This is a genomic window from Streptococcus sp. HMSC078H03, from assembly GCF_001808655.1.
Taxonomy (GTDB): Bacteria; Bacillota; Bacilli; order Lactobacillales; family Streptococcaceae; genus Streptococcus; species Streptococcus salivarius_G.
Genome location: NZ_KV794072.1, coordinates 108,036 through 132,345, shown reverse-complemented (window position 1 = coordinate 132,345; position 24,310 = coordinate 108,036). Strand labels below are relative to the sequence as shown.

39 protein-coding genes and 1 tRNA gene are annotated in these 24,310 nt (G+C 39.4%); 36 read left to right on the top strand and 4 right to left on the bottom strand.

From position 1 onward, the window contains the following. The first annotated feature begins 44 nt into the window (after nt 1-44). The 36 genes from HMPREF2607_RS00805 to HMPREF2607_RS00635 all read left to right on the top strand — a co-directional run bounded on the left by HMPREF2607_RS00805 (nt 45) and on the right by HMPREF2607_RS00635 (nt 21,264). A complete protein-coding gene (locus HMPREF2607_RS00805; protein ID WP_014635146.1) occupies nt 45-479 on the top strand; it encodes a low molecular weight protein-tyrosine-phosphatase in 435 nt (144 codons plus the stop codon). Then, on the top strand, nt 476-886 hold the full coding sequence (locus HMPREF2607_RS00800; protein ID WP_014635145.1) for an MORN repeat-containing protein: 411 nt from the start codon (nt 476-478) through the stop codon (nt 884-886). The genes HMPREF2607_RS00805 and HMPREF2607_RS00800 overlap by 4 nt, the downstream gene beginning before the upstream one ends. Next, nucleotides 883-2,706: an acyltransferase family protein gene (locus HMPREF2607_RS00795; RefSeq protein WP_014635144.1), complete on the top strand. Its 1,824-nt coding sequence runs from the start codon at nt 883-885 to the stop codon at nt 2,704-2,706. Before HMPREF2607_RS00800 ends, HMPREF2607_RS00795 begins: the two co-directional genes overlap by 4 nt. Nucleotides 2,707-2,786: 80 nt before the next feature. After that, nucleotides 2,787-3,788 (top strand): Holliday junction branch migration DNA helicase RuvB, encoded by a 1,002-nt coding sequence (gene ruvB / locus HMPREF2607_RS00790; RefSeq protein ID WP_070475378.1) that lies wholly within the window; start codon nt 2,787-2,789, stop codon nt 3,786-3,788. 242 nt (nt 3,789-4,030) lie between these two features. Next, nucleotides 4,031-4,339, top strand: coding sequence for a 30S ribosomal protein S10 (rpsJ, locus tag HMPREF2607_RS00785; RefSeq protein ID WP_002885653.1), 309 nt, complete (start codon nt 4,031-4,033; stop codon nt 4,337-4,339). Between the two features lie 114 nt (nt 4,340-4,453). After that, nucleotides 4,454-5,080, top strand: coding sequence for a 50S ribosomal protein L3 (gene rplC / locus HMPREF2607_RS00780; RefSeq protein WP_002885755.1), 627 nt, complete (start codon nt 4,454-4,456; stop codon nt 5,078-5,080). 24 nt (nt 5,081-5,104) lie between these two features. After that, nucleotides 5,105-5,728, top strand: a complete 624-nt coding sequence (gene rplD, locus HMPREF2607_RS00775) for a 50S ribosomal protein L4 (RefSeq protein ID WP_002885795.1) — start codon at nt 5,105-5,107, stop codon at nt 5,726-5,728. Continuing rightward, entirely contained in the window at nt 5,728-6,024 is a 297-nt protein-coding gene (locus tag HMPREF2607_RS00770; RefSeq protein WP_002887066.1) for a 50S ribosomal protein L23, read from the top strand. The genes rplD and HMPREF2607_RS00770 overlap by 1 nt, the downstream gene beginning before the upstream one ends. A 17-nt stretch (nt 6,025-6,041) precedes the next feature. After that, a complete protein-coding gene (gene rplB / locus HMPREF2607_RS00765) occupies nt 6,042-6,875 on the top strand; it encodes a 50S ribosomal protein L2 (RefSeq protein ID WP_002887065.1) in 834 nt (277 codons plus the stop codon). Nucleotides 6,876-6,968: 93 nt separating this feature from the next. Then, entirely contained in the window at nt 6,969-7,247 is a 279-nt protein-coding gene (gene rpsS / locus HMPREF2607_RS00760) for a 30S ribosomal protein S19 (RefSeq protein WP_000533765.1), read from the top strand. Nucleotides 7,248-7,262: 15 nt separating this feature from the next. After that, nucleotides 7,263-7,607, top strand: a complete 345-nt coding sequence (gene rplV / locus HMPREF2607_RS00755; RefSeq protein WP_002887063.1) for a 50S ribosomal protein L22 — start codon at nt 7,263-7,265, stop codon at nt 7,605-7,607. A gap of 12 nt (nt 7,608-7,619) precedes the next feature. Next, nucleotides 7,620-8,273 carry a 30S ribosomal protein S3 gene (gene rpsC, locus HMPREF2607_RS00750; protein ID WP_002885727.1) on the top strand — a complete coding sequence of 218 codons (654 nt, stop codon included), beginning with the start codon at nt 7,620-7,622 and terminating at the stop codon, nt 8,271-8,273. A gap of 3 nt (nt 8,274-8,276) precedes the next feature. Next, nucleotides 8,277-8,690, top strand: a complete 414-nt coding sequence (rplP, locus tag HMPREF2607_RS00745; RefSeq protein WP_000960950.1) for a 50S ribosomal protein L16 — start codon at nt 8,277-8,279, stop codon at nt 8,688-8,690. A 9-nt stretch (nt 8,691-8,699) separates the two neighbouring features. Continuing rightward, a complete protein-coding gene (gene rpmC / locus HMPREF2607_RS00740) occupies nt 8,700-8,906 on the top strand; it encodes a 50S ribosomal protein L29 (protein WP_002885754.1) in 207 nt (68 codons plus the stop codon). A gap of 27 nt (nt 8,907-8,933) precedes the next feature. Continuing rightward, nucleotides 8,934-9,194: a 30S ribosomal protein S17 gene (rpsQ, locus tag HMPREF2607_RS00735; protein WP_002885836.1), complete on the top strand. Its 261-nt coding sequence runs from the start codon at nt 8,934-8,936 to the stop codon at nt 9,192-9,194. Nucleotides 9,195-9,218: 24 nt separating this feature from the next. Continuing rightward, a complete protein-coding gene (gene rplN, locus HMPREF2607_RS00730) occupies nt 9,219-9,587 on the top strand; it encodes a 50S ribosomal protein L14 (protein ID WP_002885711.1) in 369 nt (122 codons plus the stop codon). Nucleotides 9,588-9,667: 80 nt separating this feature from the next. Next, nucleotides 9,668-9,973, top strand: a complete 306-nt coding sequence (gene rplX, locus HMPREF2607_RS00725) for a 50S ribosomal protein L24 (protein ID WP_002885874.1) — start codon at nt 9,668-9,670, stop codon at nt 9,971-9,973. A 26-nt stretch (nt 9,974-9,999) separates the two neighbouring features. Further along, nucleotides 10,000-10,542 carry a 50S ribosomal protein L5 gene (gene rplE / locus HMPREF2607_RS00720; protein ID WP_002887058.1) on the top strand — a complete coding sequence of 181 codons (543 nt, stop codon included), beginning with the start codon at nt 10,000-10,002 and terminating at the stop codon, nt 10,540-10,542. Nucleotides 10,543-10,559: 17 nt separating this feature from the next. Then, complete coding sequence (locus tag HMPREF2607_RS00715; RefSeq protein WP_001085699.1) at nt 10,560-10,745, top strand: type Z 30S ribosomal protein S14; 186 nt, start codon at nt 10,560-10,562, stop codon at nt 10,743-10,745. Nucleotides 10,746-10,867: 122 nt separating this feature from the next. Further along, nucleotides 10,868-11,266 (top strand): 30S ribosomal protein S8, encoded by a 399-nt coding sequence (gene rpsH, locus HMPREF2607_RS00710; protein WP_002885642.1) that lies wholly within the window; start codon nt 10,868-10,870, stop codon nt 11,264-11,266. 126 nt (nt 11,267-11,392) lie between these two features. After that, nucleotides 11,393-11,929, top strand: a complete 537-nt coding sequence (gene rplF / locus HMPREF2607_RS00705; RefSeq protein ID WP_002887056.1) for a 50S ribosomal protein L6 — start codon at nt 11,393-11,395, stop codon at nt 11,927-11,929. An 89-nt stretch (nt 11,930-12,018) separates the two neighbouring features. After that, complete coding sequence (rplR, locus tag HMPREF2607_RS00700) at nt 12,019-12,375, top strand: 50S ribosomal protein L18 (protein WP_002885810.1); 357 nt, start codon at nt 12,019-12,021, stop codon at nt 12,373-12,375. An 18-nt stretch (nt 12,376-12,393) separates the two neighbouring features. After that, nucleotides 12,394-12,888, top strand: a complete 495-nt coding sequence (gene rpsE, locus HMPREF2607_RS00695) for a 30S ribosomal protein S5 (protein ID WP_002885626.1) — start codon at nt 12,394-12,396, stop codon at nt 12,886-12,888. 14 nt (nt 12,889-12,902) lie between these two features. Beyond that, the gene (rpmD, locus tag HMPREF2607_RS00690; protein ID WP_002885773.1) at nt 12,903-13,085 is read left to right on the top strand and encodes a 50S ribosomal protein L30; all 183 of its coding nucleotides are present in this window, start codon (nt 12,903-12,905) and stop codon (nt 13,083-13,085) included. A gap of 127 nt (nt 13,086-13,212) precedes the next feature. Next, complete coding sequence (rplO, locus tag HMPREF2607_RS00685; RefSeq protein ID WP_021144711.1) at nt 13,213-13,653, top strand: 50S ribosomal protein L15; 441 nt, start codon at nt 13,213-13,215, stop codon at nt 13,651-13,653. A 16-nt stretch (nt 13,654-13,669) separates the two neighbouring features. After that, entirely contained in the window at nt 13,670-14,965 is a 1,296-nt protein-coding gene (gene secY / locus HMPREF2607_RS00680) for a preprotein translocase subunit SecY (RefSeq protein WP_002892081.1), read from the top strand. A gap of 131 nt (nt 14,966-15,096) precedes the next feature. Next, the gene (locus tag HMPREF2607_RS00675) at nt 15,097-15,753 is read left to right on the top strand and encodes an adenylate kinase (protein ID WP_002885632.1); all 657 of its coding nucleotides are present in this window, start codon (nt 15,097-15,099) and stop codon (nt 15,751-15,753) included. A 117-nt stretch (nt 15,754-15,870) separates the two neighbouring features. After that, on the top strand, nt 15,871-16,089 hold the full coding sequence (infA, locus tag HMPREF2607_RS00670) for a translation initiation factor IF-1 (RefSeq protein ID WP_001040189.1): 219 nt from the start codon (nt 15,871-15,873) through the stop codon (nt 16,087-16,089). 25 nt (nt 16,090-16,114) lie between these two features. Beyond that, a complete protein-coding gene (gene rpmJ, locus HMPREF2607_RS10015; protein WP_000868345.1) occupies nt 16,115-16,231 on the top strand; it encodes a 50S ribosomal protein L36 in 117 nt (38 codons plus the stop codon). 17 nt (nt 16,232-16,248) lie between these two features. Beyond that, nucleotides 16,249-16,614: a 30S ribosomal protein S13 gene (gene rpsM, locus HMPREF2607_RS00665; protein WP_002885820.1), complete on the top strand. Its 366-nt coding sequence runs from the start codon at nt 16,249-16,251 to the stop codon at nt 16,612-16,614. 26 nt (nt 16,615-16,640) lie between these two features. Next, a complete protein-coding gene (gene rpsK / locus HMPREF2607_RS00660) occupies nt 16,641-17,024 on the top strand; it encodes a 30S ribosomal protein S11 (protein WP_002885718.1) in 384 nt (127 codons plus the stop codon). A 48-nt stretch (nt 17,025-17,072) separates the two neighbouring features. Next, nucleotides 17,073-18,011, top strand: a complete 939-nt coding sequence (locus tag HMPREF2607_RS00655) for a DNA-directed RNA polymerase subunit alpha (RefSeq protein ID WP_002887046.1) — start codon at nt 17,073-17,075, stop codon at nt 18,009-18,011. A gap of 17 nt (nt 18,012-18,028) precedes the next feature. Then, entirely contained in the window at nt 18,029-18,415 is a 387-nt protein-coding gene (gene rplQ, locus HMPREF2607_RS00650) for a 50S ribosomal protein L17 (RefSeq protein WP_002885709.1), read from the top strand. Between the two features lie 249 nt (nt 18,416-18,664). Beyond that, a complete protein-coding gene (locus HMPREF2607_RS00645) occupies nt 18,665-19,960 on the top strand; it encodes a glutamate-cysteine ligase family protein (RefSeq protein ID WP_021144708.1) in 1,296 nt (431 codons plus the stop codon). A 191-nt stretch (nt 19,961-20,151) separates the two neighbouring features. Beyond that, nucleotides 20,152-20,237, top strand: a tRNA-Leu gene (locus HMPREF2607_RS00640). 145 nt (nt 20,238-20,382) lie between these two features. Continuing rightward, nucleotides 20,383-21,264 (top strand): class II fructose-bisphosphate aldolase, encoded by an 882-nt coding sequence (locus tag HMPREF2607_RS00635; protein WP_002887043.1) that lies wholly within the window; start codon nt 20,383-20,385, stop codon nt 21,262-21,264. A gap of 83 nt (nt 21,265-21,347) precedes the next feature. On the opposite strand, the gene HMPREF2607_RS10575 is transcribed toward HMPREF2607_RS00635, so the two are convergent. The 4 genes from HMPREF2607_RS10575 to HMPREF2607_RS00615 are packed head-to-tail and all read right to left on the bottom strand — an operon-like array spanning nt 21,348 to nt 24,309. Then, entirely contained in the window at nt 21,348-22,694 is a 1,347-nt protein-coding gene (locus HMPREF2607_RS10575; RefSeq protein ID WP_070475376.1) for a tyrosine-type recombinase/integrase, read from the bottom strand. Continuing rightward, nucleotides 22,694-22,942, bottom strand: a complete 249-nt coding sequence (locus tag HMPREF2607_RS00625) for a DNA-binding protein (protein ID WP_070475374.1) — start codon at nt 22,940-22,942, stop codon at nt 22,694-22,696. Before HMPREF2607_RS00625 ends, HMPREF2607_RS10575 begins: the two co-directional genes overlap by 1 nt. Before the next feature lie 13 nt (nt 22,943-22,955). Further along, complete coding sequence (locus tag HMPREF2607_RS00620; RefSeq protein WP_070475372.1) at nt 22,956-24,068, bottom strand: CHAP domain-containing protein; 1,113 nt, start codon at nt 24,066-24,068, stop codon at nt 22,956-22,958. A gap of 16 nt (nt 24,069-24,084) precedes the next feature. Further along, nucleotides 24,085-24,309: a hypothetical protein gene (locus tag HMPREF2607_RS00615; protein WP_038675095.1), complete on the bottom strand. Its 225-nt coding sequence runs from the start codon at nt 24,307-24,309 to the stop codon at nt 24,085-24,087. Nucleotide 24,310 lies beyond the last annotated feature (1 nt).

Below are 24,310 nucleotides of genomic sequence, written 5' to 3'. Positions count from 1 at the left end.
ATAAGTGAGCAGATCTTTTAATAGTTTTGGGCAAGAGGTGAATAATGAATAAGATTGTATTTGTTTGTCTGGGGAATATTTGTCGTAGCCCAATGGCAGAATTTGTGATGAAAGAGCTGGACCAAGAAAAGTCTTTGCATATCGAAAGTCGCGCGACATCTTCATGGGAGCATGGAAATCCAGTTCATCAAGGAACCCAAAAGATTTTAAGGAAATATGCTATTTCTTTTGACTCTTCCAAGGGCTCACAACAGATTAGTCAGGCCGATTTTGAGTTCTTTGATTTAGTTGTGGGAATGGATGAGTCAAATGTTGAGGATCTTCTACAGATATCTGCAGGGCGTTATGACGATAAAATCAAGCTTTTCAGACCTGGTGGAGTTCCGGACCCATGGTATACAGGTGACTTTGAAGAAACATACAAATTGGTAACTGCAGGTTGTCGAGATTGGTTACAGTGGATTAAGGATAGACAATGAATTTTAAACAACTAAAGGATTTTGATTTTAAAAATATTGATATTGACCGAAATCAATTTGAGCGTATTACAGTAGGGGTTATTATTTTATGCGCCCTGTCCTTGTTTTTGGTGACTATAAAAACGCAACATTCTATCAAGATTGATGGGACTAAGATTGCCTATAAAGGTCAGATGCAGAACCATCGTTTGAATGGTCAAGGAACTTTGACCTATGATAATGGTGATACCTATACGGGAGAATTTAAGAATGGTTCCTTTAATGGTCAAGGAACCTTCAAATCTCATGAGGGTTGGATTTATCAAGGAGAGTTCAAGTCTGGTCAAGCCGATGGTCAAGGAAAATTGACTACTGAAAATAAGGTTACCTACAAAGGAAAATTTAAACAGGGGATTTTTAAAGGATGAGAATTAACTGGTTTTCTTATATTCGTGTGACAGGACTTCTTTTGGTTCTGATCTATCATTTCTTCCCAAGTATTCTTCCTGGGGGCTTCATCGGTGTTGATGTCTTCTTTACCTTCTCAGGGTATTTGATTACAGCGCTTTTGATTGATGAGGTATCTAGGACGCATCGCATTGATTACCTTGGTTTTATGCGACGACGCTTCTACCGGATAGTACCACCACTTGTGTTGATGGTTCTTATCTGCACCCCTTTGGCACTCTTGGTTCGAAATGATTTTATTGCAGGTATTGGACGTCAAATCACCTCTGTTATCGGTTTTGTAACTAACTATTATGAGATTTTGACCGGGGGAAATTATGAGAACCAGTTTAACCAGCATATTTACCTCCATACATGGAGTCTGGCTATTGAGGTTCACTATTATATTCTTTGGGGTGCCTTGCTTTGGTTCCTAGCTAAGCGTGTTAAACATCAAAATCAATTTAGAAGCCTAGTCTTTATGGTATCTCTTGCCTGCTTTATGGTGAGTTTTCTATCAATGTTTATTAGTGCTTTCTTTGTTGATAGTTTTTCTCGCTTATATTTCTCATCAATTACGCATGCCTATCCATTCTTCCTAGGTTCTCTCTTTGCGACACTTTCAGGTGTGTATGAAACGACCGCTAGGTTCAAGAAAAATATACGCCTTTGGACTCTGAAAAAGACAGTCCTTTATATGGTAGGAAGTTTTGCCTTGCTCGTATTGTTGGGCTTAGTTCTCCATTTTGAGGAACGCATTACCTATCTATTTGGTTTTGTTTTAGCTAGTTTGTTCACGGCTGTTATGATTTACTCTGCCCGTGTCCTCCATGAGAAATTGCCTGGAAAATCAGAGCCTGCTCTTATTAGTTATTTGGCAGAGATTAGCTATAGTGTCTATCTTTTTCACTGGCCGCTATATATTATCTTTAGTCAATTGACCAATAATATTATTGCAGTCATTCTGACAACGATTCTGTCAATTGTTTTCGCAACACTTTCCTACTATATAATAGAGCCATTTATTGCAGGAAGAAAGGCCAGTCTCTTTGGAATAGATTTAGACTTGACGCCGTACCGACATATTGTGCTTTATGTTTTTAGTGGTCTTACTTTAATTACAGTGCTTATTTCTCTCTTTGCGCCAGCTGTAGGGAACTTCGAGAAAGATTTAGAAGCTAATGGTTTGTCGCAAGCTCAGACTAAGATGAAATTAACGCGTACCAATGCGGAAAACAGTCAGGCTACTTCATTTGGTGTGAATAAGGGAGTGACAGTTTTAGGGGACTCCGTAGCTCTTAGATCAAAAGATCAGCTGGAATCAAGTATTGATAATGTCGCTATAGATGCAGTTGTCAGTCGTAACCTATCAACAATCAATGATTTGCTTAAAGATTACGCGGATAGTAATGCTCTTGCTAAGGATGTTGTCATTGCTGGTGGTGTTAATGAGATTGACGACTATAAAGGCGTTATTAATAAAATCATCAAGAATTTACCTAAGGGTCACCATATTATCTTTGTGACACCATATAATGGTAGTAAATCTGGTAATGAGGCCCAATCTTTGATTCAGTTACGTAAGTATGAGTTAGAGATGGCTAAGAAATACGACTTTGTGACGGTTGCTGACTGGTATCAAGTGGCTAAAGAAAATATTTCTATCTGGAATGGTACAGATGGGGTTCACTTTGGATCCGATAGCGACTCAATTAACCGTGGTGCTAAACTCTATACTAAGACAATTAAAGAAGCTATAGAGAAAGCTGATAAAGCACCAGTTAAGGGTGGTAAGAAATAATTAAAAGAGAAGGCAAGTCTTGTCTTCTTTTTTATGGACAAATTTTGACTGCATTTTTTGTTTTGTGCTAAAATAAGCCTATGACAAGAATATTAGATAATGATTTACTAGGAGATGAAGAGTATGTTGAGCGTACCCTTCGTCCTCAGTACTTTAAGGAATATATTGGTCAAGATAAGGTTAAAGACCAATTAAAGATTTTTATAGAGGCAGCTAAACTTCGTGATGAAGCACTAGATCATACTCTTTTGTTTGGTCCTCCAGGTTTGGGGAAAACAACCATGGCTTTTGTGATAGCTAATGAGATGGGCGTTAATTTAAAGCAGACGTCTGGGCCAGCAATTGAAAAGGCTGGTGATTTAGTTGCCATACTCAATGACTTGGAGCCAGGTGATATCTTATTTATTGATGAGATTCACCGGATGCCTATGGCAGTGGAAGAAGTTCTTTATAGTGCTATGGAAGATTACTACATTGATATCATGATTGGTGCAGGCGAAACAAGTCGTAGTGTCCATCTAGAGTTACCACCTTTCACATTAGTAGGTGCAACTACTCGAGCAGGTATGTTGTCAAATCCATTGAGGGCTCGCTTTGGGATTAATGGTCATATGGAATATTATGAGCTACCAGATTTGAAGGAAATTATTGAACGTACTTCAGAAATCTTTGACATGACTATAACACCTGAAGCTGCTCTAGAGCTAGCACGTCGTAGCCGTGGGACGCCTCGTATTGCTAACCGCCTACTTAAGCGCGTGAGAGACTATGCACAAATCATGGGTGATGGCATCATTGATGATAAGATTGCAGACAAGGCGTTGACTATGTTAGATGTGGACCATGAAGGACTTGATTATGTCGATCAAAAAATTCTCCGAACCATGATTGAGATGTATGGTGGGGGACCAGTTGGTCTAGGTACCTTGTCTGTTAATATTGCTGAAGAGCGAGAAACGGTAGAAGATATGTATGAACCTTACTTAATTCAAAAAGGATTCATCATGCGTACACGTACAGGACGCGTTGCAACGGTTAAAGCCTATGAACACATGGGATACGAGTACACTCAAGAAAGTTGATAAAAAATCCATCTAAGGTGGATTTTTTGTTTAGTCAAAAAAGAAAATAAAAAAAAGGAAAAAAACTTTAAAAATCCCTTGCAATGAGTAGGTTCTTTTGTTATTATATTATGGTGCTGTAAATACAGCGCTTAGCTATGATACAAGAGGTTGCGACACGCCTGGTTGCACTGCCACGCAATCCGTGTTGGTTTTCTTGAGGAGCTAGCCTATTATCTTAAATAGACGAAAGAGGAGAAAAAATGGCAAACAAAAAAATTCGTATCCGTTTGAAAGCTTACGAACACCGTACGCTTGATACAGCGGCTGAAAAAATCGTAGAAACTGCAACTCGCACAGGTGCGACAGTTGCTGGGCCAGTTCCACTTCCAACTGAACGTAGTCTCTACACAATTATTCGTGCGACTCACAAATATAAAGATTCTCGCGAACAATTTGAAATGCGTACACACAAACGTCTTATCGACATCATCAACCCAACTCAAAAAACAGTTGACGCTTTGATGAAACTTGATCTTCCAAGTGGTGTGAACGTAGAAATCAAACTTTAATTTAAAGCTTGATTCATTGAGCATAAAAAACGCTCGTTAAAAACTTTTTTGAGCATAAAAAACGCTCATAAAAAACTTTTTGAAAAAACAATAAAGTAAAGGAAATATTTTCTCATGACAAAAGGAATCTTAGGGAAAAAAGTGGGAATGACTCAAATCTTCACTGAAGCAGGTGAATTTATCCCTGTTACTGTCATCGAAGCTACTCCAAACGTTGTGCTTCAAGTTAAAACTGTTGAAACAGACGGTTACGAAGCAGTTCAAGTTGGTTTTGACGACAAACGCGAAGTATTGAGCAACAAACCTGCCAAAGGCCACGTAGCGAAAGCTAACACAGCTCCTAAGCGCTTCATTCGTGAATTCAAAAACATTGAAGGCTTGGAAGTTGGATCAGAAATCACTGTTGACACATTCGAAGCTGGAGATGTTGTTGACGTAACTGGTACTTCAAAAGGTAAAGGTTTCCAAGGTGTTATCAAACGCCACGGTCAATCACGCGGACCTATGGCTCACGGTTCTCGTTACCACCGTCGTCCAGGTTCAATGGGACCTGTTGCGCCTAACCGTGTTTTCAAAAACAAACACTTGGCAGGACGTATGGGTGGCAACCGTGTGACAATTCAAAACCTTGAAGTTGTACAAGTTATCCCAGAGAAAAACGTTATCCTTATCAAAGGTAACGTACCAGGTGCTAAGAAATCTCTTATCACTATCAAATCAGCAGTTAAAGCTGCTAAATAATAAGAAAGGAGAAATCAGTTAAAAATGGCAAACGTAAAACTATTTGACCAAACTGGTAAAGAAGTTAGCACAGTTGAACTTAACGACGCTATCTTCGGTATCGAACCAAACGAATCAGTAGTATTTGATGTCGTAATCAGCCAACGTGCTAGCCTTCGCCAAGGTACTCACGCGGTTAAAAACCGTTCAGCAGTATCAGGTGGTGGACGTAAACCATGGCGTCAAAAAGGAACTGGACGTGCTCGTCAAGGTTCTATCCGCTCACCACAATGGCGTGGTGGTGGTGTTGTCTTCGGACCAACTCCACGTTCTTACGGATACAAACTTCCACAAAAAGTTCGTCGCCTTGCATTGAAATCTGTTTACTCAGCTAAAGTTGCAGAAGATAAATTTGTAGCAGTTGAAGCTCTTTCATTTGCAGCACCAAAAACTGCTGAATTCGCAAACGTTCTTTCAGCTCTTAGCATCGATTCTAAAGTACTTGTTATCGTTGAAGAAGGAAACAAATTCGCTGAACTTTCAGCACGTAACCTTGCAAACGTAACTGTTGCAACTCCTGCAACTGCAAGTGTACTTGACATCGTAAACGCAGATAAACTTCTTGTTACTAAAGAAGCTATCTCATCAATCGAGGAGGTTCTTGCATAATGAATTTGTATGACGTAATCAAAAAACCTGTTATCACTGAGAAATCTATGATTGCTCTTGAAGCAGGAAAATACACTTTCGAAGTTGATACACGTGCACACAAACTCTTGATCAAACAAGCAGTTGAAGCTGCATTTGAAGGTGTTAAAGTTGCTAGCGTGAACACTGTAACTGTTAAACCAAAACAAAAACGTGTTGGACGTTACACTGGTTTCACTTCAAAAACTAAAAAAGCTATCATCACTCTTACAGCTGATTCTAAAGCAATCGAGTTGTTTGCAGCTGAAGCTGAATAATCAAAGGAGAAATTAACGTGGGTATTAAAGTTTATAAACCAACGACAAATGGCCGTCGTAACATGACTTCTTTGGATTTCGCAGAAATCACTACAAGCACTCCTGAAAAATCATTGCTTGTTTCTCTTAAGAACAAAGCTGGTCGTAACAACAACGGTCGTATCACTGTACGTCACCAAGGTGGCGGACACAAACGTCACTACCGTTTGATTGACTTCAAACGTAACAAAGATGGCGTTGAAGCAGTTGTTAAAACAATTGAGTATGATCCAAACCGTACTGCAAACATCGCTCTTGTACACTACACTGACGGGGTTAAAGCTTACATCATCGCACCTAAAGGTCTTGAAGTAGGTCAACGTATCGTTTCAGGTCCAGATGCGGATATCAAGATTGGTAACGCTCTTCCACTTGCAAACATCCCAGTTGGTACAGTTATCCACAACATTGAGCTTCAACCAGGTAAAGGTGCTGAACTTATCCGTGCCGCTGGTGCTTCTGCTCAAGTTTTGGGTCAAGAAGGTAAATACGTACTTGTTCGTCTTCAATCAGGCGAAGTTCGTATGGTTCTTGGTACATGTCGTGCAACTATCGGTACTGTAGGTAACGAACAACAATCACTTATCAACCTTGGTAAAGCCGGCCGTAATCGCTGGAAAGGTATTCGCCCAACAGTTCGTGGTTCTGTAATGAACCCTAACGATCACCCACACGGTGGTGGTGAAGGTAAAGCACCAGTTGGACGTAAAGCGCCATCTACTCCATGGGGTAAACCTGCGCTTGGTCTTAAAACTCGTAACAAGAAAGCTAAATCTGACAAACTTATCGTTCGTCGTCGTAACGAAAAATAATTTAGTCGCTTAGCACATAACATCCGCCAACTCGGTAGCGCTTCTTAGTGCAAGCCGCTGTGGTACATTCAATTTAAAGGAGAAAACTACAAAATGGGACGTAGTCTTAAAAAAGGACCTTTCGTCGATGAGCATTTGATGAAAAAAGTTGAAGCTCAAGCAAATGACGAAAAGAAAAAAGTAATTAAAACTTGGTCACGTCGTTCAACGATTTTCCCAAGTTTCATCGGATACACTATCGCAGTTTATGATGGACGTAAACACGTTCCTGTTTACATCCAAGAAGACATGGTAGGTCACAAACTTGGTGAATTTGCACCAACTCGTACTTACAAAGGTCACGCAGCTGACGATAAGAAAACACGTCGTTAATAGGAGGAGGACACAATGGCAGAAATTACTTCAGCTAAAGCAATGGCTCGTACAGTGCGTGTTTCACCTCGTAAAACACGTCTTGTTCTTGATCTTATCCGTGGTAAGAACGTTGCTGATGCAATCGCAATCTTGAAATTCACTCCAAACAAAGCAGCACGCATTGTTGAGAAAACTCTTAACTCTGCTATCGCTAACGCAGAAAACAACTTTGGTTTGGAAAAAGCTAACTTGGTAGTATCTGAAACATTCGCAAACGAAGGACCAACAATGAAACGTTTCCGTCCACGTGCGAAAGGTTCAGCTTCACCAATCAACAAACGCACAACTCACGTAACTGTAGTTGTGTCAGAAAAATAAGGAGGTAAACTCGTGGGTCAAAAAGTACATCCAATTGGTATGCGTGTCGGGATCATCCGTGACTGGGATGCGAAATGGTATGCTGAAAAAGAATACGCAGATTACCTTCACGAAGATTTGGCAATCCGCAAATTCATTCAAAAAGAACTTGCAGACGCTTCAGTTTCAACTATTGAAATCGAACGTGCTGTAAACAAAGTTATTGTTTCACTTCACACTGCTAAACCAGGTATGGTTATTGGTAAAGGTGGATCAAACGTTGACGCTCTTCGCGCTCAACTTAACAAATTGACTGGAAAACAAGTACACATCAACATCGTTGAAATCAAGAAACCTGATTTGGACGCTCACCTTGTTGGTGAAACAATTGCTCGTCAACTTGAGCAACGTGTTGCTTTCCGTCGTGCACAAAAACAAGCTATCCAACGTGCAATGCGTGCTGGAGCTAAAGGAATCAAAACTCAAGTATCAGGTCGTTTGAACGGTGCAGATATCGCCCGTGCAGAAGGATACTCTGAAGGTACAGTTCCACTTCACACACTTCGCGCTGATATCGATTACGCTTGGGAAGAAGCTGACACAACTTACGGTAAACTTGGTGTTAAAGTTTGGATCTACCGTGGAGAAGTTCTTCCAGCTCGTAAAAACACTAAAGGAGGCAAATAACAAATGTTAGTACCTAAACGTGTTAAACACCGTCGTGAATTCCGTGGAAAAATGCGCGGTGAGGCTAAAGGTGGTAAAGAAGTATCATTCGGTGAATACGGTCTTCAAGCTACAACTAGCCACTGGATCACAAACCGTCAAATCGAGGCTGCTCGTATTGCCATGACTCGTTACATGAAACGTGGTGGTAAGGTTTGGATCAAGATCTTCCCACACAAATCATACACTGCTAAAGCTATCGGTGTACGTATGGGTTCTGGTAAAGGGGCACCTGAAGGTTGGGTAGCACCAGTTAAACGTGGTAAAGTAATGTTCGAAATCGCAGGTGTTTCTGAAGAAGTTGCACGTGAAGCACTTCGTCTTGCTAGCCACAAATTGCCAGTTAAATGTAAATTCGTGAAACGTGAAGCAGAATAAGGAGAAGACATGAAACTTGAAGAAATCAAAAAGTTTGTTGCTGAGCTTCGTGGCTTGTCTCAAGAAGAGCTTGCTAAAAAAGAAAACGAACTTAAGAAAGAACTTTTCGACCTTCGTTTCCAAGCTGCAGCAGGTCAACTTGATCAAACTGCCCGTTTGAACGAAGTGAAAAAACAAATTGCACGTGTTAAAACTGTGCAATCTGAAATCAAATAATAGATTGGGAAAGGAGCAATTCTAATAATGGAACGTAATCAACGTAAAACCCTTGTTGGACGCGTAGTATCTGACAAGATGGATAAAACAATCACAGTTGTAGTTGAAACTAAACGTAACCACCCAGTCTATGGTAAACGTATCAACTATTCTAAAAAATACAAAGCACATGATGAAAACAACGTTGCTAAAGAAGGCGATATCGTTCGTATCATGGAAACTCGCCCACTTTCAGCTACAAAACGCTTCCGTCTTGTAGAAGTTGTGGAAGAAGCTGTTATTATCTAATAAAACTAAAAGGAGACAATTGAAATGATTCAACAAGAAAGTCGCTTAAAAGTTGCTGATAATAGCGGTGCTCGTGAAATCTTGACTATCAAAGTTCTTGGTGGTTCAGGACGTAAATTCGCTAACATCGGCGACGTTATCGTTGCAACTGTTAAACAAGCTACACCAGGTGGAGCTGTTAAAAAAGGTGATGTTGTTAAAGCTGTTATCGTTCGTACAAAAACTGGTGCTCGCCGTCCAGACGGTTCATACATCAAGTTTGATGACAACGCTGCAGTAATCATCCGCGATGACAAAACTCCTCGTGGAACTCGTATCTTTGGCCCTGTTGCACGTGAATTGCGTGAAGGTGGATACATGCGTATCGTATCTTTGGCGCCAGAAGTACTTTAATCTGAATTAACACAAACTTAGTCCCCTGAAATGTTCAGGGTGCCCATTAGGGCGTAAGAAATAATAGGAGAAATACTCAAATGTTTGTAAAAAAAGGCGATAAAGTTCGCGTTATTGCTGGTAAAGACAAAGGAACTGAAGCAGTAGTTCTTAAAGCTCTTCCAAAAGTAAACAAAGTTGTTGTTGAAGGTGTTGCAATCATCAAAAAACACCAAAAACCATCAGCTGAAAACCCTCAAGGTGCTATTGTGGAAAAAGAAGCACCAATCCACGCTTCAAACGTTCAAGTTCTTGACAAGAACGGTGTAGCTGGACGTGTAGGTTACAAAGTTGTTGACGGCAAAAAAGTTCGTTACAACAAAAAATCAGGCGAAGTGCTTGACTAATCACGAAGGAAAGGAGAAAGTATTAAATGGCTAACCGTCTTAAAGAAAAATACACTAACGAAGTAATTCCAGCTTTGACTGAAAAATTCAATTATTCTTCAGTTATGGCTGTGCCAAAAGTTGATAAAATCGTTATCAACATGGGTGTTGGTGAAGCTGTAAACAACGCTAAAACTCTTGAAAAAGCTGCTGCTGAGTTGGCACTTATTTCAGGTCAAAAACCATTGATTACTAAAGCTAAGAAATCAATCGCTGGCTTCCGTCTTCGTGAAGGTGTAGCGATCGGTGCTAAAGTTACCCTTCGTGGTGAACGCATGTACGAATTCTTGGATAAATTGGTATCAGTATCACTTCCACGTGTTCGTGACTTCCATGGTGTTCCAACTAAATCATTCGATGGACGTGGTAACTACACACTTGGTGTTAAAGAACAACTTATCTTCCCAGAAATCAACTTCGACGATGTTGATAAAGTACGTGGTATGGATATCGTTATCGTAACTACTGCTAACACTGACGAAGAAGGTCGTGAATTGCTTAAAGGCCTTGGAATGCCTTTTGCAAAATAATCTAGGAGGTAAATAAATTGGCTAAAAAATCAATGATTGCTAAGAACAAACGCCCTGCGAAGTTCTCTACGCAAGCTTACACTCGTTGCGAACGTTGTGGACGTCCACACTCAGTTTATCGCAAATTTAAACTTTGCCGTGTTTGCTTCCGTGAATTGGCTTACAAAGGTCAAATTCCAGGTGTTACCAAAGCTTCTTGGTAAAAACATGGTACATTTAAGTTAGTTTCACCTAATTTGAATGTATTTAACACAATCTGAGCCTAGCTCAATCATTAACTAGCAAGTGAATTATTCAAACTACTAGTAAGAGGAGAAAATATAAAATGGTTATGACTGACCCAATTGCAGATTTCTTGACACGTATTCGTAACGCTAACCAAGCTAAACACGAAGTACTTGAAGTACCTGCATCAAACATTAAAAAAGGTATCGCTGAAATCCTTAAACGTGAAGGTTTCGTAAAAAATGTTGAAGTTATCGAAGATGACAAACAAGGTATCATCCGCGTATTCTTGAAATACGGACAAAACGGTGAACGTGTTATCACTAACTTGAAACGTATTTCTAAACCAGGTCTTCGTGTTTACTCTAAACGTGAAGATGTTCCTAAAGTTCTTAACGGACTTGGAATCGCGATCATCTCTACTTCAGAAGGTCTTTTGACTGATAAAGAAGCTCGTCAAAAGAACGTTGGTGGAGAAGTTATCGCTTACGTTTGGTAAGAAGCTGATACTAAGCACTTATCTCAAATGATTTGTGCGAGTTTCGTTGATTATATTCTATGAAACTCATCCCCGTGAAAACTAGTCACTTTGTGGCTTGATAATCTAACAGGAGAATTAAATACTATGTCACGTATTGGTAATAAAGTTATTACTTTGCCTGCTGGTGTTGAAGTAACAAACAACGATAACGTTGTTACTGTTAAAGGACCTAAAGGCGAACTCACTCGTGAGTTTAACAAAAACATTGAAATCAAAGTTGAAGGCAATGAAGTTACACTTCACCGTCCAAACGACTCAAAAGAAAACAAAACAATCCACGGTACTTCACGTGCAAACTTGAACAACATGGTTGTTGGTGTTTCTGAAGGTTTCAAAAAAGAACTTGAAATGCGCGGTGTCGGATATCGTGCGCAACTCCAAGGAACAAAACTTGTTCTTTCAGTTGGTAAATCTCACCAAGACGAGGTTGAAGCTCCAGAGGGTATTACTTTTGAAGTACCATCTGCAACTTCAATCGTTGTAAGTGGTATTAACAAAGAAGTTGTTGGTCAAACAGCAGCTTACATCCGTAGCCTTCGTTCACCAGAACCTTACAAAGGTAAAGGTATCCGTTACGTTGGTGAATACGTACGTCGTAAAGAAGGTAAAACTGGTAAATAATAGGATTTTATCCTTATGGCAATTCTTTGTGGATTGTCTCTTTACCAAAAGCTCTCATGAGCTAGCATTATAATTAAGAGGTGAAAATTGTGATTTCGAAACCAGATAAAAACAAACTCCGCCAAAAACGCCACCGTCGCGTTCGCGGAAAACTCTCTGGAACTGCTGATCGCCCACGTTTGAACATTTTCCGTTCTAATACAGGCATCTACGCTCAAGTTATTGATGACGTAGCGGGTGTAACGCTCGCAAGTGCATCAACTCTTGATAAAGAAGTTTCTAAAGGAACTAAAACAGAACAAGCCGTTGTTGTCGGTAAACTTGTTGCTGAACGCGCAGTAGCTAAAGGTATTTCTGAAGTGGTGTTTGACCGCGGTGGATATCTCTATCACGGACGTGTTAAAGCTTTGGCTGACTCAGCTCGTGAAAACGGATTGAAATTCTAATAGGGAGGACACTTAATAATGGCATTTAAAGATAATGCAGTAGAACTTGAAGAACGCGTAGTTGCTATCAACCGTGTTACTAAAGTTGTAAAAGGTGGACGCAACATGCGTTTTGCTGCTCTTGTTGTTGTTGGTGACCGTAATGGTCGCGTAGGATTTGGTACTGGTAAATCTCAAGAGGTTCCAGAAGCTATCCGTAAAGCAGTTGAAGCAGCTAAGAAAAACCTTATCGAAGTTCCTATGGTTGGTACAACTATTCCTCACGAAGTTCGTTCAGAATTTGGTGGAGCGAAAGTATTGTTGAAACCAGCTGTTGAAGGGGCTGGGGTTGCCGCTGGTGGTGCAGTTCGTGCCGTCATCGAATTGGCTGGTGTTGCTGATGTAACATCTAAATCACTTGGTTCAAACACTCCAATCAACATCGTTCGTGCGACTGTTGAAGGATTGAAACAACTTAAACGTGCTGAAGAAGTTGCGGCTCTTCGTGGCATCTCAGTATCTGACTTGGCATAAGAAAGGAGATAACAATGGCTCAAATTAAAATTACTTTGACTAAGTCTCCAATCGGACGCAAACCAGAACAACGTAAAACAGTTGTTGCTCTTGGACTTGGTAAATTGAATAGCTCAGTTGTTAAAGAAGACAACGCTGCTATCCGTGGTATGGTCAACGCAGTATCTCACTTGGTAACTGTAGAAGACGTTAAATAAAAATTGATTTAAGTCGTGAGGGTTACCTCGCGACTTAAACTGAATTTCATGTATAGGCGAGTTTCTAATCAAGCTACCTTACTTGGTTAGAGGCGCTAGCATTTTACAAAAAGAGGAGAAAATAATAATGAAACTTCATGAATTGAAACCTGCTGAAGGTTCTCGTAAAGTCCGCAACCGTGTAGGTCGTGGTACTTCATCTGGTAACGGTAAAACTTCAGGTCGTGGTCAAAAAGGTCAAAAAGCTCGTAGCGGTGGTGGTGTACGTCCAGGATTTGAAGGTGGACAAACTCCATTGTTCCGTCGTCTTCCAAAACGCGGATTCACTAACATCAACGCTAAAGAATACGCACTTGTAAACCTTGATCAATTGAACGTCTTTGAAGATGGTACAGAAGTAACTCCAGTAGTTCTTAAAGAAGCTGGAATCGTTCGTGCTGAAAAATCAGGCGTTAAAGTTCTTGGTAACGGCGAATTGACTAAGAAATTGACTGTTAAAGCAGCTAAATTCTCAAAATCTGCTGAAGCAGCTATCACTGCTAAAGGTGGTTCAATCGAAGTCATCTAATGAGGGGTAACTCATTATGTTCTTTAAACTATTAAAAGACGCATTGAAAGTCAAAAACGTTCGTAATAAGATTTTATTTACAATCTTCATTATTTTCGTTTTTCGTGTAGGGACTCATGTAACAGTTCCTGGTATCAATGCGGAAAGTTTGAAACAATTAAGCGATTTACCTTTCTTGAACATGCTTAACTTGGTGTCTGGTAATGCCATGAATAACTTTTCAATCTTCTCGATGGGGGTTAGTCCTTACATTACAGCATCAATCATCGTCCAACTTTTGCAGATGGATATCTATCCGAAATTTGTGGAGTGGGGCAAACAAGGGGAAGTTGGTCGTCGTAAATTGAACCAAGCGACTCGCTATATTACTCTTGTTTTAGCCTTTGTTCAATCGATTGGTATTACAGCAAGTTTTAATACTCTCTCATCAATTTCATTGGTTAAAACACCAAATGTTTCAACCTACCTATTGATTGGGACAATTCTAACTGCTGGTAGCATAATTGTGACATGGCTTGGTGAACAAATCACAGATAAAGGTTTTGGTAATGGTGTGTCAATGATTATCTTTTCAGGGATCATTGCTTCTATTCCAAAAATGTTCTCAACAATTTACGAGGATTTCTTTGTCAACGTTCGTTCAGGAGAATTGACTCGTTCATATATCATAGTTGCTTTGCTAATTGTGGTAGGTTTGGCGATTGTCTTCTTTACGACATTTGTTCAACAGGCAGAATATCAAATTCCAATTCAATATACTAAATTGGTTCAAGGGGCTCCAACGAGTTCTTACCTTCCATTGAAAGTTAATCCAGCTGGTGTTATTCCCGTTATCTTTGCTAGCTCGATTACAACAATTCCTAGTACTATTCTTCCATTCTTCTCGAAGGTTACATGGTTATCACACTTACAAGGACTACTCTCGTATAATACACCTAGTGGAATGATTACTTACGCGATATTGATTATCTTGTTCTCATTCTTCTACACATTTGTCCAAGTAAATCCTGAAAAAACTGCTGAAAATCTTCAAAAGAATGGGTCTTACATTCCTAGTGTTCGTCCAGGTCGTGAGACTGAAAAGTACATGTCTTCATTGCTTAAGAGATTGGCAACAATCGGAGCTGTATTTCTCGCGTTTATTTCATTGGCTCCAATTGCGGCTCAACAGTTTATGCACCTTACAAGCTCAATCGCGCTTGGTGGTACATCTCTCTTGATCTTGATTTCAACTGGTATTGAAGGTATGAAACAACTCGAAGGTTACCTATTGAAACGTCAGTACGTTGGATTTATGAATCTTGAAGACTAAGTCTTCTCATGAACAATTGAGAGGGAAAGAAAGGTTACTTTCTGACCCTTCTCTTTTGTTTTTTGATAACTCTACCAATGTTTTTAAACTTTGATAGAGTTATTTGAAAACAAAAATAAGGAGTTCGTAAGATGAATCTTTTAATTATGGGTCTACCAGGTGCTGGTAAAGGGACTCAAGCTGCAAAAATTGTAGAAGAATTTGGTGTAGCTCACATCTCAACTGGTGATATGTTCCGTGCTGCTATGGCTAACCAAACAGAAATGGGAACTTTGGCAAAATCATTCATCGATAAAGGTGAATTGGTACCAGATGAAGTGACAAACGGAATCGTTAAAGAGCGTTTGGCTGAATCTGATATTGCTGAAAAAGGTTTCTTGCTTGATGGTTATCCACGTACTATTGAGCAAGCTCATGCATTGGATGAAACATTGAAAGCACTTGGTATTAAACTTGACGGTGTAATCAATATTGAAGTTAATCCAGAGAGCTTGGTTGAACGTCTTTCAGGTCGTTTTATTTGTCGCTCATGTGGTGCAACATATCATAAAGTATTCAACCCAACTAAGGTTGAAGGAACATGTGATGTTTGTGGCGAACATGAATTCTTCCAACGTGAAGATGACAAACCTGAAACTGTTAAACGTCGTCTTGACGTAAACATTGCTCAAGGTGAGCCAATTATTGCACATTATCGTGAGCTTGGTCTTGTATCAGATATTCAAGGTAACCAAGATATCGATGATGTATTCGCTGATGTTAAAAAAGCGATTGCAGCAATTAAATAATTATATAATCTTACTTGCGTATCAGACTTAAGCATGTTATAATACTTTAGTCTGACTTATAATTGTTACCTCTGTGCTCAGAGGAAATCAAATCGAAATTTTAGGGGGTACTTTTGCGTGGCAAAAGAAGACGTGATTGAAATTGAAGGTAAAGTTGTAGAAACTATGCCTAATGCTATGTTTACTGTTGAATTGGAAAATGGACACCAAATTTTGGCGACAGTTTCTGGTAAAATCCGTAAAAACTACATTCGTATTTTGGTCGGTGACCGTGTGACTGTTGAAATGAGTCCTTATGATTTGACACGTGGACGCATCACATACCGCTTTAAATAATCGAAATAATTGGAGGGATTAAAACATGAAGGTAAGACCATCGGTTAAACCAATTTGCGAATACTGTAAAGTTATTCGTCGTAACGGTCGTGTTATGGTAATTTGTCCAACAAATCCAAAACACAAACAACGTCAAGGATAATATAGAAAGGAGAAATCATGGCTCGTATTGCTGGAGTTGACATTCCAAACGATAAACGTGTAGTAATTTCACTTACTTACGTATACGGTATCGGACTTGCAACATCTAAGAAAATCTTGGCTGCTGCAGGCGTTTCTGAAGACATCCGCGTTAAAGATTTGACAAACGATCAAGAAGACGCTATCCGTCGCGAAGTGGATGCAATTAAAGTTGAAGGTGACCTTCGTCGTGAAGTTAACCTTAACATCAAACGTTTGATGGAAATCGGTTCATACCGTGGTATCCGTCACCGTCGTGGACTTCCTGTCCGTGGACAAAACACTAAAAACAATGCCCGCACTCGTAAGGGTAAAGCTGTTGCGATTGCAGGTAAGAAAAAATAATTAAAATAAAATAGGAGGTAAAAACATTGGCTAAACCAACACGTAAACGTCGTGTGAAAAAGAATATCGAATCTGGTATTGCTCACATTCACGCTACTTTCAATAACACTATTGTTATGATTACAGATGTGCATGGTAACGCTGTAGCATGGTCATCAGCTGGTGCTCTTGGTTTCAAAGGTTCTCGTAAATCTACACCATTTGCTGCACAAATGGCTTCAGAAGCTGCTGCTAAATCTGCACAAGAACATGGTCTTAAAACAGTTGAAGTAACTGTTAAAGGTCCTGGTTCAGGTCGTGAGTCTGCTATCCGTGCTCTTGCTGCTGCAGGTCTTGAAGTAACAGCAATCCGTGATGTAACACCTGTACCACATAATGGTTGTCGTCCTCCAAAACGTCGTCGTGTGTAATCTTTAATAACAATAGTACACAAGGTTCGTTTCGAGGGAGTATAATAAATGATTGAGTTTGAAAAACCAATAATAACAAAAATTGATGAAAATAAAGATTACGGCAAATTTGTCATCGAACCACTAGAACGTGGTTATGGTACAACTTTGGGTAACTCTCTTCGTCGTGTACTTTTGTCATCACTTCCAGGTGCTGCCGTAACATCAATTAAGATTGATGGAGTACTCCACGAATTTGATACCGTACCAGGCGTCCGTGAAGACGTGATGCAAATTATCCTTAATATTAAAGGACTTGCTGTAAAATCTTACGTCGAAGACGAAAAAACAATTGAACTTGATGTCCAAGGTCCAGCTGAAGTTACTGCTGGAGATATCTTGACTGATAGCGACATTGAAATTGTTAACCCTGATCATTATCTTTTCACTATCGCTGAAGGAGCTTCTTTGAAAGCGACTATGACAGTAGCTACAAACCGTGGTTATGTTCCAGCAGATGAAAACAAGAAAGATGATGCACCAGTGGGAACATTGGCTGTAGATTCAATCTACACACCAGTGAAAAAAGTCAATTATCAAGTTGAACCTGCCCGTGTAGGTAGCAACGATGGTTTTGATAAATTGACAATCGAAATCATGACAAACGGAACAATCATCCCTGAAGATGCCCTCGGTCTCTCGGCTCGCGTTTTGATTGAACACTTGAACTTGTTTACTGACCTTACTGACGTTGCTAAAGCTACTGATGTAATGAAAGAAACTGAAAAAGTGAACGATGAAAAGGTGCTTGACCGTACCATCGAAGAACTTGATTTGTCTGTACGCTCATATAACTGTTTGAAACGTGCCGGTATTAATACCGTTCATGATTTGACAGAAAAAACTGAGCCTGAAATGATGAAAGTCCGTAACCTAGGTCGTAAATCTCTTGAAGAAGTCAAAGTTAAGTTGGCTGATCTTGGACTTGGACTCAAAAACGATAAATAATAATATAGGAGGATAACATGGCTTACCGTAAACTTGGACGCACAAGCTCACAACGTAAAGCGGTTCTTCGTGATTTGACTACAGATCTTATCATTAACGAAGCAATCGTTACAACTGAAGCACGTGCTAAAGAAATCCGTAAAACAGTTGAAAAAATGATCACTCTTGGTAAACGTGGTGATTTGCACGCACGTCGTCAAGCAGCTGCATTTGTACGTAACGAAATTGCATCTGAAAGCTATGATGAAGCAACTGATAAATATACATCAACAACTGCTCTTCAAAAACTTTTCTCAGAAATCGCACCTCGTTATGCTGAACGTAACGGTGGATACACTCGTATCCTTAAAACAGAACCACGTCGTGGCGATGCTGCCCCAATGGCAATCATCGAACTTGTTTAATTTTTATCAATTTTGTTGAGTGTTATGATGATGGAATAGCTTAGCTTTTCTTAGTCTAGCTCTGGTCTACCGCTGGGCAAACGCCTAGCGGGAACACTCATCATAAAAATGGGAATAAATAAGCATGTAACGCTTGTTTACGAAAGGTAATACTGTTATTTTTCGTAAGCAGGCGTTTTTTTGGGCTATAAATCGTCTGAATATTTTGATATAATGAAATAAGCTTATTTCAAAAAGGGGGACATTATTTTGACAACAGCCAAGGAACTGCTTAAGCAAAGGTATTATGAGCCAATTAAGGAGCAACCGGAATTATTTGTGGGGATTGAGTTGGAATACCCAGTTGTTAATTTGAGTGGTAATGCTACAGATGTCTCTCTTACAAAACAGTTACTAGTCTATCTCTTGGATAATTTTGATTTTCAAGCTGATAAGTATGATTCTGATAACAATCCTATTCAGCTTATTGATAAAGCTTCTGGAGATATGATTCTTTTTGAAGTCTCCTACAATACGATTGAGTTTGCTTTTGCAAAGGCTGAAAGAATCTCTGAGGTTGAGGAACGTTTGGATACTTACCTCGGTATAATCCAACCTTATCTGCAGAATCATAATCATGAGTTGCAAGGTTGGGGAGTGAATCCAAACTGGGTAAAAAATGACAACAGATCTGTTAAATCTCCTCGTTATGAGATGCTTATGGATTTTCTCGAGTTATCTAAAGCAAAGAAGGATCCTTTCTTTCATGATTATCCAGAATATGGTTCTTTCATCTGTGGGAGTCAGGTACAGTTAGATGTTTCAAAAACGTCCTATTTAAGGGTTTTAAATGCTTTTAATCAAATAGAGGGACCCAAGGCAGTATTATTGGCAAACTCTGAATTTTGGGGTTCTGATTGGGATTTAGCGCTTTCCCGTGATGTTTTCTGGGAGAATTCCATGCATGGTGTGTTTGAGGAAAATGCAGGGGTATTTCCTAAGGTGTTTAAGAGCGAAGATGACTATTTTTCTTACTTGTCTGAGACAGCCATTTTTACTGCCAAGCGTGGTGATGAAACCTACTATTTTGAACCAATACGTGCTAAAGACTATCTAAGTACGTCATCTGTCAAAGCACACTCTATTCATGGCAAAGTAGTCACTATTGAGCCAAGTGAGGAAGATTTTAAGACTCACCGTTCTTATCAATTCCAAGATTTAACGACACGAGGGACGATTGAGTTTCGCAGTGTTTGTACCCAACCTTTCTCATTAACCTTTGCACCAGTAGCCTTTCACCTTGGTCTTTTAGTCAATTTGGAAAATCTGGAAAATATTTTGAATGACTCACCTTTTTTTGAAGCATTTGACTATGATTTTCCTAGAATTCGTCGTTTATTTTCGAAAAAAGATATTTCTGCTACAGACCTCAAAATGATTTTACCTTTGACAGAATCGTTATTGGCTTGTGCTGAGGATGGCTTAAAATCGCGTGGTTTTGGAGAAGAAGTCTACTTAGCTCCCCTTAGAGAGAAATTAGATAAACTGAATAAGAGTTTAGGTTAATCTTTGATAAAAGATATAATAGATAACTTTTGCTAAAAAATTTAAAAAAAGGCAAAAAAGTATTGACGTCAGCAAACAATAAATGGTATTATATAGTAGTTGTTTCGAAAGAGACAAGAGAAAGTTATAAAAACTTTCAAAAAAAGTATTGACACGAGTTGTCAATCTTGATATAATAACTAATGTTGTTAGCGGAAATGGCGGAATTGGCAGACGCGCAGGACTAAGGATCCTGTGACCGCTTTAGGTCGTGAGGGTTCAAGTCCCTCTTTCCGCAGAGTAACCAGTCAGATGACTGGTTTTTTTGTATTAAAAAATCAAAACGCTTACAAATTGTAGAAAAGCTAGTTTTTTGAGTCTAATTGTGATAGAATAAACTTGTAAACGGGTTCAAACCCAAAAAAATATAGGAGGCCTTTATAATGGCAATCGTTTCAGCAGAAAAATTTGTCCAAGCAGCTCGTGATAATGGTTACGCAGTTGGTGGATTTAACACAAACAACCTTGAGTGGACTCAAGCTATCTTGCGTGCAGCAGAAGCTAAACAAGCTCCAGTACTTATCCAAACTTCTATGGGTGCAGCTAAGTACATGGGTGGTTACAAATTGTGTAAAGTTCTCATCGAAGAATTGGTTGAATCAATGGGTATCACTGTACCAGTTGCTATTCACCTTGACCACGGTCACTACAATGATGCTTTGGAATGTATCCGTGTAGGTTACACTTCAGTTATGTTTGACGGTTCACACCTTCCAGTTGAAGAAAACCTTGAAAAAGCAGCTAAAGTTGTTGAATTTGCACACGCTAACGGTGTATCAGTTGAAGCTGAAGTTGGTACAATCGGTGGTGAAGAAGATGGTATCATCGGTGATGGTGAATTGGCACCAATCGAAGATGCTAAAGCTATGGTTGCAACTGGTATCGACTTCCTTGCAGCAGGTATCGGTAACATCCACGGTCCTTACCCAGAAAACTGGAGCGGACTTCACCTTGACCACTTGCAAAAATTGACAGAAGCTGTTCCTAACTTCCCAATCGTATTGCACGGTGGATCAGGTATTCCTGACGATCAAATCCAAGCAGCTATCAAACTTGGTGTTGCTAAAGTTAACGTTAACACTGAATGTCAAATCGCATTTGCTAACGCAACACGTAAATTTGTTGCTGAATACGAAGCAAATGAAGCAGAATACGACAAGAAGAAACTCTTCGACCCACGTAAATTCTTGAAACCAGGTTTCGAAGCTATTACAGAAGCTGTTGAAGAACGTATCGACGTATTCGGTTCAGCAAACAAAGCTTAATTAGACTATATAAGATTGAAAATAAAGGGTTTGTCCAATGTGGACAAGCTTTTTTCTTGTGTTTTGCCACAGATTTGCCACACTTATTGTGTAAGAGTATCAAGGATAGGTATAATTTGATCCTTTGTTTTTTTAGTGATATGCAAATAAATTTCTGTTACACGACTACCTCTAGAATGTCCAACACGATCTTGAATAGCCTCCAAAGGTACTCCTTGTTCAGCTAAGAAGCTGATATGCGTGTGTCGGAAGATATGAGTTGTAATATGTTTATTGAAACTAAGCTTATTGTCAATATCGATTCCTGCCCGTCTCGGATTTCCCTTGCGGTTTAGTTTACCATTTTCTGAAGAGTTGAGGAAGTTGTTTAAGACACTGTAATGAAGAGGAGTACCATTGTAATCAGGTTTATGGATGCTCTTAGAGGTGAAAATCCATCCATTATCTTTATAGTCAGGATTGAATCTTATATGTTGGTGATTTAACTCAATTTCCTCTTTAAGAATTTCGATAGCCCTTTTAGATAATTGGACATTTCGGTAACTTTGTAAGTTTTTTACATTACCTTCATAGCTATCTTCTGAGGCTCCTCCATGAGTAGCACGAGTTCTAATAACTGAGGCTATATTTTTATTAAAATTAATAGCTTCCTCCTTTAAACCGAGTACTTCACCAATACGCATTCCTGTTAGTGCTTGAAATTCAAAAATACGTGCATACTGTTTATTGTACTTACGAACAATGGATAATACTTCTTTGAGTTCCCAAGATTCAAGATATTGATCTTCTATATCTGATTTCTTTAAATGATTTAATTCGTCAGAAAGCCCTTTCCTACCAATACTTATATAGGGCATTGGATTTTGGTCAGGAGAAATGTAATCATGAAGAATGGCAAACTTATAGATTGATGTTAAATCGGATTTTACACCTTGTGCGAGTCTTTTATGGTTTCCTATAGGATAAAGATTATCAAGTAAGTTTTTAATTAAACTAGATGGAATATTTTTTAAAATCGAATCCTTAGGGATTTGCTTAGTAATATGGTTACGGTATCTACCATCTTCACCTGCTAATGTTTTAGGAGCAACTAGTTGTCTTTCAACTCGTTCATTATGCCATTCATTCCAGACCTCATCAAGCGTGATATCTGATTTTTCTAGAAGAATAGTTCTAGTCAGCTCTTCATAAACCTTATTGGCCTTCTCTTGAAGTTCTTTATGGATAATAGCTTTAATTTGAGGAGAGAGTTTTATTTTTCCTGTGGGATCCTTTTTATTGGCGATAGTGTACCAATCAGATAGAATTTCTCTACGTTTATTCGTTAATGGGTTATTGAAGTAGGTTCTAAATTTTACTTCAATATATCCAGCTTTATCAGCAGGACGTGTTGATTTTTGAGTAATATTAGCTATTTTAACTTGCTCCATTATCCCACCTCCTTAAATCGTTTATCTTGCCTATAACGTAGGAAATTTAAGAATCCCTCAAAGTTGATCCAAACGGTTCTGTGACCGGAATTAATCACATAGTCTTTGAATTGGGGATTTAGTCTCATCTCAGTTAGCAGATTGTTAAGAGTTTTGAGTTTAAGTCCTTCAAAACGTTTCATAAGGGCCATTTTGTCACCCCATTCGGCTTTGCAGTTTTCAACTGGTACGTATTTAAGCTTTAGCATAAATAACTCCTTTCTATTTTCCAATAACATAAGTAAATTGTTTTGCTGTTTCTGCATCAAAAGTGCGGTAGCTAACGACTCCTAGGCCTTTGACGTTTGATTCAGAGATAAGAATAGAGCCATCTGATTTGACTTGTTCCACAAAGGCAACGTGTCCATAGGTTGGATCTGCACCAGCTTGTCCTGGGCTAAAAGATAGTGCGGAGTGTTCGGTAGGGGTATGAGTTGTTTGGTAACCAGGGGCATTCATCCATTGACCGCCATTTCCCATGTACTCTCCGAAGCTAACACCGACCTCTTTTCCTCGGTTATAGACAAACCAGGTACATTGTCCCCAAGGATAAGACAGACCTGTATAGCTTGAGGTATTTATTTCTTTGGTGAGGCTGTAGCCTTGTGGGACATCCCCAGTTGTGACACCACCTCCGTCTCTGGTTTTTCCTGTCGTTTGTTCAGGGGCCTTTGGTGTGCCTCCATGCTCATCGATATAAGTATCGAGTTTTTGCATGGTTTCAGCACGCCTTTTTCCTGAGCCAGTGGTATCGGTGAAGTAGACCCCACCATCTGTTGACGTATTGAGAGACCCACTCGCAAATTTTTGCGCTTTGTCATCTTGGACTTTGAAGGTTTCATTTTTATTGCCAATGATGGTCTGATTGGTGAGTCCAACAACGGCCACTTCATCGTTAAAATTATTGGCATTTTCTGGATTAGAGTCAAATGCCCCAAAACCAAACATATTAGAGCCTGGATTTGTAGCGACTCCAGCTGTTCCAAGTGAGCTTTCATTTAAGGCAATCGCAACAATGGCACGAACATCTAGATTAGACTTAGCCTCCCAATCTAGGAGCTTTTTCCCATTGATGCGCTTCTTGTCATAGGAGATTCCTAAAGTATCTAAAAAACCGTCCAATTGCTCTGCTTTAATACCATAGCGATGGACGAGTAAATTATGGGTATAGGGATCTCCATTTGACCAGTGGTCCGTGTAGGTTGCCCCATTTAGTGATTGAGAAGAGCCACCAGTGCTACCTCCTCCGACGGCTCCCATAATGATGATAATGATAAAAACGGGAAAAAAGAGAGGAATGAGGCTAGACAATAAATACCATTTTAGTTTTTTCATCGGCTCTCCTTTCTACTCAATGTCTGATATAAGCTGTAAATAGAACAGTCCCAAAGCGCCATTTGGCATCTAAGACGACGGAATGAGCTTTTGTTTGTGCAATGATCTGGTCTTTATCTTTTTCTGATACTGGAAATAAAAGAAGGAAATCGACGGAGCGTTTTCCTTCTTGGTAAGCCTTAAAAAGTGTTTCTTCAAGCATTCTTGGAAAGGCTGTTCTTGAGCGTATTTTAGTATTCATT